At 59.9% G+C, this 11,964-nt stretch carries 11 protein-coding genes and 1 pseudogene; 5 read left to right on the top strand and 7 right to left on the bottom strand.

The annotated features are described in order from the left end of the window. Window positions 1-320 (top strand): transposase (locus IPI80_RS14810; protein WP_413861403.1); only part of this gene is annotated, 320 nt, incomplete at its 5' end. Between the two features lie 71 nt (window positions 321-391). Here the strand turns inward: IPI80_RS14810 and rpmG are convergent. From rpmG to trxB, 3 genes are all read right to left on the bottom strand, one after another. Next, window positions 392-562: a 50S ribosomal protein L33 gene (gene rpmG, locus IPI80_RS14805; protein WP_011465453.1), complete on the bottom strand. Its 171-nt coding sequence runs from the start codon at window positions 560-562 to the stop codon at window positions 392-394. 56 nt (window positions 563-618) lie between these two features. After that, window positions 619-852 (bottom strand): 50S ribosomal protein L28, encoded by a 234-nt coding sequence (rpmB, locus tag IPI80_RS14800; protein ID WP_413861400.1) that lies wholly within the window; start codon window positions 850-852, stop codon window positions 619-621. A 200-nt stretch (window positions 853-1,052) separates the two neighbouring features. Beyond that, complete coding sequence (gene trxB, locus IPI80_RS14795; RefSeq protein ID WP_413861398.1) at window positions 1,053-2,003, bottom strand: thioredoxin-disulfide reductase; 951 nt, start codon at window positions 2,001-2,003, stop codon at window positions 1,053-1,055. Between the two features lie 120 nt (window positions 2,004-2,123). On the opposite strand from trxB, the pseudogene IPI80_RS14790 reads away from it, so the two are divergent. From IPI80_RS14790 to lolA, 3 genes and pseudogenes are all read left to right on the top strand, one after another. Next, a pseudogene (locus IPI80_RS14790) lies at window positions 2,124-2,797 on the top strand (Crp/Fnr family transcriptional regulator). Window positions 2,798-2,857: 60 nt separating this feature from the next. Then, entirely contained in the window at window positions 2,858-5,170 is a 2,313-nt protein-coding gene (locus IPI80_RS14785) for a DNA translocase FtsK (RefSeq protein WP_413861396.1), read from the top strand. Between the two features lie 54 nt (window positions 5,171-5,224). Next, window positions 5,225-5,854, top strand: coding sequence for an outer membrane lipoprotein chaperone LolA (gene lolA / locus IPI80_RS14780; protein WP_413861394.1), 630 nt, complete (start codon window positions 5,225-5,227; stop codon window positions 5,852-5,854). On the opposite strand, the gene IPI80_RS14775 is transcribed toward lolA, so the two are convergent. Together IPI80_RS14775 and IPI80_RS14770 are read right to left on the bottom strand one after the other, a co-directional pair. Continuing rightward, window positions 5,817-8,093: a sensor histidine kinase gene (locus tag IPI80_RS14775; RefSeq protein ID WP_413861392.1), complete on the bottom strand. Its 2,277-nt coding sequence runs from the start codon at window positions 8,091-8,093 to the stop codon at window positions 5,817-5,819. The two genes, lolA and IPI80_RS14775, sit on opposite strands and share 38 nt — an antisense overlap. Continuing rightward, window positions 8,090-9,814: an ABC transporter substrate-binding protein gene (locus IPI80_RS14770; RefSeq protein WP_413861390.1), complete on the bottom strand. Its 1,725-nt coding sequence runs from the start codon at window positions 9,812-9,814 to the stop codon at window positions 8,090-8,092. The genes IPI80_RS14775 and IPI80_RS14770 overlap by 4 nt, the downstream gene beginning before the upstream one ends. A 94-nt stretch (window positions 9,815-9,908) precedes the next feature. Between IPI80_RS14770 and IPI80_RS14765 the strand changes: the two genes are divergently transcribed. Then, a complete protein-coding gene (locus IPI80_RS14765) occupies window positions 9,909-10,568 on the top strand; it encodes a DUF1345 domain-containing protein (RefSeq protein WP_413861388.1) in 660 nt (219 codons plus the stop codon). Here the strand turns inward: IPI80_RS14765 and IPI80_RS14760 are convergent, their stop codons facing one another. Next, window positions 10,569-11,465 carry a DMT family transporter gene (locus IPI80_RS14760; protein WP_413861386.1) on the bottom strand — a complete coding sequence of 299 codons (897 nt, stop codon included), beginning with the start codon at window positions 11,463-11,465 and terminating at the stop codon, window positions 10,569-10,571. Next, entirely contained in the window at window positions 11,462-11,953 is a 492-nt protein-coding gene (locus tag IPI80_RS14755; RefSeq protein WP_413861384.1) for a methylated-DNA--[protein]-cysteine S-methyltransferase, read from the bottom strand. The genes IPI80_RS14760 and IPI80_RS14755 overlap by 4 nt, the downstream gene beginning before the upstream one ends. Window positions 11,954-11,964: the final 11 nt, after the last annotated feature.

Raw genomic sequence — 11,964 nt, 5'->3', positions numbered from 1 at the left:
CGGTGCGGCTGGAGATGGCCGCCATGCGCGAACGCAGTGCCGACGTGGCGGTGATTCGTGCTGCCAAGCGCTGGATGCACAGGGATGTAGAGAAGGTGCCCGCTGCGGTTGCAACCGAGCTGGCCAAGGCCCGTGCTGCATCGCCCATGTTGGACAAGATGGTCACTATGCGGGAAGAACTGCGCCAGATGTGGCTCAACACTTCGGTTTCGCGCGAGCAACTGGCCAACGATCTGCACGGCTGGTGCCTGCGCGCAGAAGCCAGCGGCATTGCCGCCTTGCACGACTTTTCGTTGAAGTTGCGCGCCGCACGGGTGTGAACCCTGCTCTAGGAGCGCGCACAAAAAAGCCCGCATGTGCGGGCTTATTGTTGGAAAGTTTGATGAGGCCTTTATTTCAGCTTCATTTCCTTGTAGTCCACATGCTTGCGAGCTTTGGGATCAAATTTCTTGATCAACATCTTTTCGGGCATGGTCTTCTTGTTCTTGCTCGTGGTGTAGAAGTGACCGGTGCCGGCAGTAGATTCCAGCTTGATTTTTTCGCGTCCGCCTTTGGTTGCCATTTTGAAGTTCCTTTTAATCAGTTGAGGACAGAGCTAAAGGTCTGTCCCGCAAGGTTTCAGGCCTGACCCCGTGCGCGCAGGTCTGCGAGCACCACGTCAATACCTTTTTTGTCGATCAGGCGCAGGCCTGCATTACTGATACGCAGACGAATCCAGCGGTTTTCAGTTTCGATCCAGAAACGGCGGTATTGCAGGTTCGGCAGGAACCGGCGCTTGGTTTTGTTGTTGGCGTGGGAAACATTGTTCCCAACCATCGGGCCTTTGCCCGTGACTTGACATACGCGTGCCATGAGGACACTCCGATACTTCTTAAACGGCCATCACTGGCGACTAGGACAGTCTGCTTGAGCAAACCGGCCTGATCTCGCTCTGGCCTCACCTCGCCAATAAAAAAGGGTGGCGGTAACCCCCCGCCAAGGTGACCCGGCGGATAGTGCTGGCGCGTAACCCTCACGGGTCGAACTCAGCAAAGCCGATTATTATAGCGTAGTTAGTCTTGTCCCAGGAACCGCTGTGCGTCCAGCGCCGCCATGCAGCCGGTTCCGGCACTGGTAATGGCCTGTCGGTACACATGGTCCTGCACGTCGCCGGCGGCAAATACGCCCGGAATGGACGTTTGGGTGGCAAAACCTTTAAGCCCACCCTGGGTGATGATGTAGCCACCCGCCATGTCCAGTTGGCCCTGGAATATCTCGGTGTTGGGCGCATGGCCGATGGCGATGAAGCAGCCCGTCAGCGCGATCTCCTCGGTGCTGCCGTCGTTGACGTTCTTGACACGAATGCCGGTCACGCCAGAGGCATCACCCAGCACTTCGTCCAGTGTATGGAAAGTTTTGAGTTCGATTTTGCCTGAGGCTACCTTTTCCATCAGCTTGTCGACGAGGATGGGCTCGGCCTTGAACTTGTCACGCCGGTGCACCAGGATGACCTTGCTGGCGATGTTGGACAGATACAGCGCCTCTTCAACGGCAGTATTTCCGCCGCCCACCACGCAGCAAACCTGGTCGCGGTAAAAGAAACCGTCGCAGGTGGCGCAGCCCGACACACCACGGCCCATGAAGGCCGTCTCACTGGGCAAACCCAGGTATTTGGCCGATGCACCCGTGGCGATGATGAGCGAATCGCAGGTGTAGCTGCCGCTGTCGCCGGTCAGGGTGAAGGGTCGCTTGCTCAGATCCACCGCGCTGATGTGGTCGAACAAGATTTCGGTGTTGAAGCGTTCGGCGTGCTCCAGAAAGCGCTGCATCAGGTCCGGGCCTTGTACGCCGTTCACATCGGCCGGCCAGTTATCCACATCGGTGGTGGTCATGAGCTGGCCACCCTGGGCCATGCCAGTGACCAACACCGGGTTGAGGTTGGCGCGCGCCGCATAGACGGCGGCGGTGTAACCAGCGGGGCCAGAGCCCAGAATCAGGACCTTGGCGTGTTTGGAATCGGACATGGGTTAACCTTTTGTGATATTAATGGGAGGCTTGGCCGTGTACATTGCGGGGCAATGCAGGCCATTTCAATACAAGCCCGATTGTAAGAAACACCATCTCCAAGTTTTGGGAACGATTCAATGTCAATGCTGAGCAACCTGGATTTGATTCGCCGGGTCTCCCTTTTGCCATGCTCACACCGGCGCAGGCTGAATCCTTGGCGGCTGCGGTGACCAAAAAGCGCTTCAAGCGTGGCGAAACCCTGGTTGAGCAAGGCAAGTTGACACATTCGCTCTACATCATCCTGTCGGGTCGTACCCGCGTGCTGATGACCGACAACAAGGCGCGCGAGGTAATTCTGGCCACCCTCAAGTCCGGTGATTACGTCGGTGAAATGAGCCTGATCGACAGCGAACCCCACTCCGCCACCGTGATTGCCGATCAGCAGGTAGATGTGTTGGTGCTGGGGCGCGATGCCTTTTTGCGCTGTTTGGGCGAAAACACCGGCATGTCCTTTGCAGTGATGCACGGCCTGGTGCAGCGCCTGCGTAGCGCCAACCAAAAGATCAGTTCGCTGGCTCTAATGGGGGTGTACGGTCGGGTGGCCCTGGTGCTGCTCGACTCAGCTGTGGTCGACGAAGAGGATGCCTTGCTCATCCGCGAGAAAGTCTCACGCCAGGATATTGCCAAAATGGTAGGCGCATCGCGCGAGATGGTGGGCCGCGTGATGAAAGACTTTGAGGAGCAGGGTTTTATCAAAATGCTGGAAGGCGGCATGGTCCGGGTTTTTGAGCGTCGGGTGCTGCCGCGCTAGTCCTCAGGTCGACCGTTCAGCTCTGGCTTGCGTTAAGCTTGCCACGACTTCTGTTTTGACATGACTTATTCTCTCCACACCCTGCAAGCTTCCACCCCCGCTCCCCAGCGGGCATCCACTGGCATGGGCCGCTTTGCCAGCGAAATCGCCCTGATCGTCGGATTTGTGCTGCTGGCGCTCTGGCTGATTGCCCTTTTGACCTATTCAACCCAGGACGCCGCGTGGACGACCTCGGGCACCGGTTTGCCATTGGCCAACCGGGCCGGGCGGTTGGGTGCCTGGGTAGCCGATGTGAGCTATTTTTTGCTGGGGTTCTCGGTCTGGTGGTGCGTGGCGGTGGGAGTGCGGGTGTGGCTGTCCCTGTTGGCCAACCGGCTGCGGGGCGAGGCACGCAGCCGCATTCTGACCCGGCGCTGGGTGTTCTGGGTAGGTTTGCTGGTGTTGCTTTATGCGAGCACCACACTGGAATGGGCACGTCTGTACAGCTTGGAGCCGCGATTGCCGGACCACAGCGGCGGAGCCCTGGGTTACCTGCTGGGGCCTTTGAGTGTGAAATGGCTGGGCTTTGCCGGCTCGGGCCTGGTGTCCATTGCCCTGGGGGTGATTGGTTCGGCTTTGGTGTTTGGTTTTTCATGGATGCATGTGGCAGAGCGCATGGGAGCCCGGGTGGACGCGCTGGTGCAGTCACGCAAGCAGCAAATTGAGCGCGCACAAGACCGCCAACTGGGTCAACAGGCCATGCGTGAGCGCGAGGAAATCCTGCTCGAAGAACGTGAAGAGGTGGTGGAGCATCACCCGAAGCCGGTGGTCATCGTCGAACCGGTCCTGGTGGAGCAGCCGCGCAGCGAACGCGTGGCCAAAGAACGGCAAAAACCCCTGTTCAGCGAAATGCCCGACAGCAAACTGCCCCAGGTGGATTTGCTCGACGGTGCACTGGTGCGCCAGGAAACCGTGGCTCCCGAGACGCTGGAAATGACCAGCCGCATGATCGAGAAGAAGCTCAAGGACTTTGGCGTGGAAGTGCGCGTGGTGCTGGCCCAGCCTGGCCCGGTTATTACCCGCTACGAGATCGAGCCGGCCACCGGTGTGAAAGGCTCGCAAATTGTGGGTCTGGCCAAAGACCTGGCGCGGTCCCTGAGCCTGGTGTCCATCCGCGTGGTGGAGACCATTCCCGGTAAGAACTACATGGCGCTGGAGTTGCCCAACGCCAAGCGCCAGTCAATTCGCCTTTCTGAAATTTTGGGCTCCCAGGTCTACAACGAGGCCAAGAGCATGCTGACCATGGGACTGGGCAAAGACATTGTGGGCAATCCGGTTGTGGCCGACCTGGCCAAGATGCCCCACGTGCTGGTGGCCGGCACCACCGGATCGGGTAAATCGGTGGGGATCAACGCCATGATCCTCTCGCTTTTGTACAAGGCCGAGGCGCGCGATGTACGCCTCTTGATGATCGACCCCAAGATGCTGGAAATGTCGATGTACGAAGGCATTCCACATCTGTTGTGTCCCGTGGTGACCGACATGAAGCAGGCTGCCTATGGCCTGACCTGGTGCGTGGCCGAGATGGAGAAACGTTACAAGCTCATGAGCAAGGTCGGCGTGCGCAACCTGGCCGGCTACAACCACAAAATAGACGAAGCCAAGGCGCGCGGCGAATTTCTCTATAACCCGTTCAGCCTGACGCCCGAATCCCCCGAGCCACTGGAGCGCCTGCCGCACATCGTGGTGGTAATTGACGAGCTGGCCGACCTGATGATGGTGGTGGGCAAGAAGATTGAAGAGCTCATTGCCCGCCTGGCGCAAAAAGCGCGAGCCGCTGGCATCCACCTGATTCTGGCTACCCAGCGCCCCAGCGTGGACGTGATCACCGGCCTGATCAAGGCCAATATTCCAACACGCATCGCCTTTCAGGTGAGTAGCAAAATTGACAGCCGCACCATCCTAGATCAGATGGGTGCCGAGGCCTTGCTGGGCATGGGCGACATGCTCTACATGCCCAGCGGTACCGGCCTGCCAATCCGCGTGCACGGCGCGTTTGTGAGCGATGACGAGGTGCACCGCGTGGTGCAGTACCTCAAATCCCAAGGTGAACCCAACTACATCGAAGGCGTGCTCGAAGGCGGCACGGCCGATGGCGAAGGCGATTTGTTGCTCGATGGTTCCGGTGGTGGTGAAAAAGACCCGATGTACGACCAAGCTGTGGAAGTGGTGCTGAAGAACCGCAAGGCCAGCATCTCCCTGGTGCAACGCCATCTCAAGATCGGCTACAACCGCGCCGCCCGCTTGGTAGAAGACATGGAAAAGGCCGGCCTTGTCAGCTCCATGAGTACCAACGGGCAACGCGACATCTTGGTGCCGGCGAGAAATGAATAAACCTTGTGGGTCAGTCCAATTGGCACAGCCAATGTGCTCTGACCCCAACTAAATATGAAATTATTTACTACTGTTTTAATAGCTACCTGCGCACTATCCGCGAGGGCTGGAGGGCTAGAAAGCCTTGAATCATTTGTGAAAACGGTGAAAACTGCGCACAGCGAGTTCACCCAGGTGGTGACATTGCCAGCCAAGGATGGCCAGTCCACACGGACCAAAAAGTCCAATGGCACGTTCGAATTTTCGCGTCCTGGGCGTTTTCGCTTTGTTTACCAAAAGCCGTTTGAGCAGACCATCGTGGCCGACGGCCAAACGCTGTGGCTCTACGACAAAGACCTGAACCAGGTCACAGCCCGCGCCCAGGCCCAGGCACTGGGTTCCACGCCGGCGGCGTTGATTGCCTCGGCAGCGGATTTGCGTGCGCTGCAGGCCGACTTTGTGCTGGCGGCCGATGCCGACAGCGACGGGTTGGAATGGGTGCGCGCAACGCCCAAGGCCAAGGACAGCGCTCTGCAGTTTGTACGCGTGGGGTTTCGCGCCGGGCAATTGGCGGTGCTGGAAATCACCGACAGCTTTGGCCAGCGGTCCAGCCTGCGTTTCAATGCCTTTGAGGCCAATGCGGCGCTTGCGGCGTCCACCTTTCAGTTCAAGCCACCCGTTGGTGCCGATGTGATTCGCCAGTAGCGTCCAAGCGGGCTGGCGCGCAGCGCGGCAGTTCCACCGTGATGCAGGTTCCCGCGTCCGGGCTGGAGACAATGTCAATGCTGCCGCCCAACAACTCGTGCACGATGTTGTAAGCGATGTTCATGCCCAGGCCTGATCCGCCGTGGCCCAGTTTGGTGGTGAAGAAGGGGTCGTAAATCCGGTTGCGGGCGTCTTCCGTCATGCCAATGCCATCGTCGCTGAATTGCAGGGTGATGCGATCAAGCGCAGATGCTTCTGCACGCAACAGCATGTGCCCGCTGGCACGCCCTTCAAAGCCATGCTGTAACGCGTTGCTGACGAAGTTGGTGATGAGTTGCCCCAAAGCACCAGGAAAGCTGTCCATGGTCACGCCCTCGGGCAGTTCCAGCGTCAGCTGGTAGGGTGACTTCTTGTACATGGGCTCCAGCGTGAGGCAAACTTCGCGCAGGGTGGTCTGCAGATCAAACTGGCGGCGCTGGTCGCTGGACTGGTCTACTGCTACGCGTTTGAAACTGCCGATCAGGTGGTTGGCCCGGCCCAGGGCCCGCATCAGGATGTCAGTGCCACGCGTGGCGTTGTCGGTAAAGCGTTGCAGGGTGGAGCGGCGCAGTTCGCCCTTTGCGAATGCTTGTGTCAATTCGTTCACCTGCTCTTGCAAGGTGCTGCCCACCGTGACGCAATTGCCAATGGGAGTGTTGAGCTCGTGCGCTACGCCAGCCACCAGCGAACCCAGTGCCGCCAGCTTTTCGGAGCGCACTAACTCGGTTTGCATGGAGCGCACCGATTCCAGCGCAACGCTGAGATCGTGGTTGGCAATCTCCAACCGTTCGGTGCGGACCTGCACGCGGCGCTCGAGTTGTTGGTTCATGTCGCGAATTTCCTGCTCGACCGCCCGCTGGCGCGTCACGTCAACCAGGCTGAATAGCAACATCCCATCCGCACCAGACTGCATGGTGCGCCCGGATAGCAGGCAGGTGAAGCAGTGACCATCCCGGTGGCGGTGTTCGATTTCCATGCGGTCCACTGAGCCGCTGGTGGCAAGCGCGCTGAGCAATTGCGTTCGCTGGCCTGGGTAGACCCAGAGTCCCAGCTCCACGGCGGAGTGGCCTATTACTTCGTCGAGCCGAAAACCAAACTGCTGCAACCACGCGTCGTTGGCTTCCAGAAATTGGTTGGTGTCGCTGCGCACCAGGCAATGGGGCACGGGCGAGCGGCGGAACATGCTGAGAAACTTGGCTTCGCTCTCGCGCAGCGAGTGCTGGGTGCGTTGCAGACGGCGGATGTAAAACAGCAGAGAATAGGTCAGTGTACCGATCAGGGCGATGGTCAGGGCGGTCAGTAGCACGCGCTCAAAACTGCGTCGCTCCCAGGGCGCGAAGACGCTGGCGTAGTCCCGCGCATAGACCGTGGTGATGGGAAAACCACTGAGCTTGCGGTAGGTGTAGAGCTTGGTACCTTCGTCATCGTCCAGAAAGTCGTTGTCGTCAAATGAGCCTTCCACAGCACTGCCACGCAGGGTGGCCAGGCGTGGGTTGTCGCGCACGTCGCGGTCTACATAGCGCGCCTCAAAGGGCGAGCGCGCCAGGATGAAACCTTCGTCCGACAGCAGGGTCACACTGGCATTGTTCTCCTTGGCCACGCGTGCATACAAGGCGCCAAAGTACGACAGGCGGATATCCACACTGATGACGCCCAGCGGTTCACCTTTAGGGCCGTAAAGCGTTCGTGCCACGGGAATGACCCACTGGCTGTCGTAAGCGCTGGCATAGGGGTGCCCCACCAAAACATGGTGATCACCAGAATGCTTGAGCAGGTACCGAATGTGGCTGTGCAGTGAAGCCTGGGTGGCGTGGGTGGGGTAGTCGGGCGAGCTGATCCAGCTCAGGCCCTGTGGTGTGACGTATTGCAGCGCCTTGAGATGCCGGCTGTGCCCGATGTCGTGGGTGGCCACAATGCGCCGTATGGTGCTGGTGTCCTTGTCGCCTGGGCTGTCCTGCACCGCGCGGCTCACACGGTCAAGGGTGTGGACGGCATCCTGCAATGTCTGCGTAGCGTGTTCTTCCAGCAGACGTACGGCCACCAGTCCGTTCGTTGTTTCTGATGCCAGAGTCTGTTGGCGGTCCTGCGCAATGGCCCACCAGGTCTGGGCCACCAGGGTGACGATGGTGATGGTCGCAAACGCCAGCAACAGCAACCGGGCACGTGACAGCGGGCGCATGGAAAAGGCGGGCAGTTTCATTGCACGCGGCCCTCTTTCCATGCTTGCAACAGACGGTCATAGGCAATGGTTTCACCTTTGGGTTTTTCGTTGTCAAGCTTTTTCCAGGGTGCTCCCTTGGTTGTCAGCATCCGGGCTGGATCCCGTTGCGGATTGAGACGCGGGGTGCATTGGCGCATGCCGGTGCGCTGCAAATCGGCCAGTACGTCGTCCATGGCCAGGGCCAGGCTGTCCATGGCGGCCTGGGGACTCTTCTCGCCGCTGATGGCGCTGGACACATGCGGCCACCACAGGCGTGCCATGCGCGGGTAGTCGGGCACGTTGTTGCCCGTGGGCGTCCAGGCCACACGGGCCGGGCTGCGGTAAAACTCGATCAGGCCGCCATAACGGTTGGCGTTTTTGGTGAAGTAGTCGTGCTTGATGTCGGATTCGCGAATGAAGGTCAGCCCGATGATGGACTTGCGCAGCGACACCGTTTTGGATGTGACGAACTGCGCGTACAGCCAGGCTGCAGCCAGTTGCGTGGGTGGTGTGGACAGCAAAAAGGTCCAGGATCCCACGTCCTGGTAGCCGTTTTGCATGCCGGTTTTCCAGTACGGGCCGTGCGGCGAAGGGGCCATGCGCCATTTGGGGCTACCGTCGGCGTTGACTGCGGGTATGCCGGGCTGGGTCAGCGGCGCAGTGAAGGCCGTGTACCAGAAGATTTGCTGTGCAATCTGCCCTTGTGCGGGTACGGGACCTGCATCGTTGAAGGTCATGTTTGCCGCCTCGGGCGGGGCGTATTTCTTTAGCCAATCCAGGTATTTGGTGAGTGCAAACACGGCGGCCGGAGAGTTGGTGGCACCACCGCGCGCCACCGATGCGCCCACCGGCGTGCATTGGTCGGAGGCCACGCGAATGCCCCATTCATCCACTGGCAGGCCGTTGGGGATGCCCTTGTCTGCCGCGCCGGCCATCGACAGCCAAGCGTCGGTGAAGCGCCAGCCCAGCGAGGGGTCGCGCTTGCCGTAGTCCATGTGGCCGTAGACCTTGCGGCCATCGATCTCCTTGACGTCGTTGCCGAAGAAGTCGGCAATGTCCTCATAGGCCGACCAGTTCAGCGGTACGCCCAGTTCATAACCAAAGCGGGCTTTGAATCGCTCCCGCAGGTCTTTGCGCGCAAACCAGTCGGCGCGGAACCAGTACAGGTTGGCAAACTGCTGGTCGGGCAACTGGTACATCTTGCCGTCGGGCGCGGTGGTGAAGGCAGTGCCAATAAAGTCGTGCAGGTCCAGCCCGGGGTTGGTAAATTCTTTGCCGGCGCCCTGCATGTAGTCTGACAGCGGCACCACTGCGCCCATGCGGTAATGCGTGCCGATCAGGTCAGAGTCCGAAATCCAGCCGTCGTAGGTGTGCTGGCGGGTCTGCATGGCGGCGTACAGCTTGTCCACCAGATCGCCCTCGGGCATCACGTCCTGTTGCACGGCAATGCCGGTGATCTCTTGGAACGCCTTGGCCAGGGTGGCCGATTCGTACTCGTGGGTATCGATTTTTTCAGAGACCACCCGGATGCTGCGCACACCCTGGCTCTGCAAACGTTGTGCGGCGTTGATGAACCACTGCATCTCGACCAGTTGCTGTTCCTGGCTCAGGCTGGAGGGTTGAAACTCCTGGTCAATCCACCGCTTGGCGGCAGCGGTGTCTGCCAGGCAGCTTGTGCTGGCCAGCACTGCAACGGAACACAAGCAGCTGCGTATGCGCATGGTGCACGCCTTTGATTGACAGTGGAGGGGCAGTGTGGATCTTCACCGCACTATACGCGGGAAACCCTGGCCCAACAAAGCGCGACAATGCCGCATGTACAGGCATTTTTCCGAGACGTCAGGGCACCAGCGTTTGGTCTACGCGGCCACCGCAGGCGCAGTGGTGGCCTTGCTTCCGCTGCCACTGGCATTGCCGTCGCAAATGTTGCTGGCCTGGTGCGCCGGCACCGCCACTTTTTTGGTACTGGCCTGGTGGTTGGCGGTAGAGTTCGACGCGCCACGTACCCGCTTGCGGGCCCAGGCACAAGACCAGTCTGGCTGGATTTTGTTCATATTGATGCTGCTGTCGACCTTCATCAGCGTGGGCGCTATTGCGCTCATGCTGCAGCACGTCAAAGATTTGTCCAGCCCGCAGCGGCTGGGGCATCTGGCCCTGTCCATGGCAGCGCTGGCATCGTCGTGGTTGCTGATGCAGACCATCTTCGCCTTTCGCTATGCCCATCTGTACTACCAGTCGGAGCTGCACCGCCACCCCCAAGGTGCGGGGCTGGAGTTTCCCGGCAAGCTGCCACCCGACTACTTTGATTTTTTGTACTACGCCCACGTGGTGGGGATGACGTCGCAGGTGTCGGACGTGGTGGTTACCTCGCGCCAAATGCGGCGGCTGACGCTGTTGCATAGCCTAACCGCCTTTGCTTTCAACATGCTGGTGCTGGCCCTGAGTATCAATGTGATGGCGGGGGCTATCCAGTGATCAGGGCTTGCGACGCAGGGTAAGCAATCCGCTGGATAGGCCAGTGCCTACCACGATGACTAGGCCGCAGAGCACCATCCAGAGGGTAATTACCTCGCCCAGCAGTACTACGCCGTACAGAAGGGCAAACACCGGAATGGCAAAGGTGACTGACAGCGCCCGCGCCGGGCCGGCCCGCTCAATCAGCCGAAAAAACACAATGTAGGCTACACCAGAGCACAACACGCCCAGGGCGATGACTGACAGCCAGGCGTGCGTTGATACTGCGTGGTCGGGCCAGAACCACCAGCTTAGCGGCAGCAACACCACCGTCGCACCCAATTGGCTGCCGGTAGCCGATACCAATGAGGGCACGTGGTTCAGGTGGAGTTTGGTGAAACTGGCAGAAAGCCCATAGCACAGCGTGGCCAGCAGGCAAGCCAGTACCGCCCAACCACTGGAGGCGCCTGATGCATCGGGTTTGAAGCTGGCTTTGTCCCAAGCCAACAAAGCCACGCCGACAAAGCCGATGGTCAGGCCCAGGGTGCGCAAACCATTGGGTTTGTCCTTGAGCCACAACCAGGCAATGACGGCACCGAACAACGGCGTGGTGGCGTTGAGAATGGACGTCAGGCCGGTGGTGATGGACAGCAAGGCATAGCTGAAGCAGGCAATAGGAATGGCCGAGTTCAGAATGCCCACCACCAGCACCTGCTTCCAGTGGTTGCGCAGCACCGGACCCAGCCCGCGCGCCAGCAGCAGAGGCAGCAAAAAGATCGACGCAATGCCCACCCGCAGGCCAGCCGTGGCCATGACCCCCAGTTCCAGCGCCCCCATCCGCATGAATAAAAAAGACGCACCCCAAATGGCAGCCAGCAGCACAAAGTCCAGCTTCCAAGCTTTGGACGCATGACTCATAAAACCCCTTCCAGGTGCAGCAGCGCGTGCTTGCGCTCTACACCGCCGGCGTAGCCCGTCAGCGCGCCGGTGCTACCCACCACGCGGTGGCAGGGCACGATGATGCTGATGGGGTTGCGCCCAATGGCCGCACCGACGGCGCGCACGGCCTTGGGTCGGCCAATGGCCTCACTGACAGCGCCGTAGGTTTGGGTGGAACCCGCCGTAATGGCTAGCAGGCTGTGCCATACCGCTTGCTGGAATGCCGTGCCGCTGCGCAGGTCCAGCGGCAGGGCAAACACCGTGCGTTCGGCGGCAAAGTATTGCTGCAATTGTTCGGCAGTCTGGCGCAGTACCGGGTTGTCGCGTGAGAGTGGCCAGGCGCTGGTGTCGGGTGCGTGCTTTTGGCCAACAAAGCCGGTCCAGACCAATGCAGAGTCGGTAGCGGCCAGCGTCATGGGGCCCCAGGGGCTTTGGAGTGCATATCGCACAGTTTGAAAATGTTTCATGGTCAAATCAG

Source organism: Candidatus Aalborgicola defluviihabitans, assembly GCF_016705985.1.
GTDB lineage: Bacteria > Pseudomonadota > Gammaproteobacteria > Burkholderiales > Burkholderiaceae_C > Allorhodoferax > Allorhodoferax defluviihabitans.
The sequence above is the reverse complement of the archived record's forward strand: the minus strand, read 5'-3'. Positions and strand labels throughout refer to the sequence as shown.

Excerpts from the sequence above, each read along its gene's own strand:
- rpmG (WP_011465453.1), bottom strand. The coding sequence starts at position 562 with ATGGCAACCAAAGGCGGACGCGAAAAAATCAAGCTGGAATCTACTGCC.
- rpmB (WP_413861400.1), bottom strand. The coding sequence starts at position 852 with ATGGCACGCGTATGTCAAGTCACGGGCAAAGGCCCGATGGTTGGGAAC.
- trxB (WP_413861398.1), bottom strand. The coding sequence starts at position 2,003 with ATGTCCGATTCCAAACACGCCAAGGTCCTGATTCTGGGCTCTGGCCCC.
- IPI80_RS14785 (WP_413861396.1), top strand. The coding sequence starts at position 2,858 with ATGACTTATTCTCTCCACACCCTGCAAGCTTCCACCCCCGCTCCCCAG.
- lolA (WP_413861394.1), top strand. The coding sequence starts at position 5,225 with ATGAAATTATTTACTACTGTTTTAATAGCTACCTGCGCACTATCCGCG.
- IPI80_RS14775 (WP_413861392.1), bottom strand. The coding sequence starts at position 8,093 with ATGAAACTGCCCGCCTTTTCCATGCGCCCGCTGTCACGTGCCCGGTTG.
- IPI80_RS14770 (WP_413861390.1), bottom strand. The coding sequence starts at position 9,814 with ATGCGCATACGCAGCTGCTTGTGTTCCGTTGCAGTGCTGGCCAGCACA.
- IPI80_RS14765 (WP_413861388.1), top strand. The coding sequence starts at position 9,909 with ATGTACAGGCATTTTTCCGAGACGTCAGGGCACCAGCGTTTGGTCTAC.
- IPI80_RS14760 (WP_413861386.1), bottom strand. The coding sequence starts at position 11,465 with ATGAGTCATGCGTCCAAAGCTTGGAAGCTGGACTTTGTGCTGCTGGCT.
- IPI80_RS14755 (WP_413861384.1), bottom strand. The coding sequence starts at position 11,953 with ATGAAACATTTTCAAACTGTGCGATATGCACTCCAAAGCCCCTGGGGC.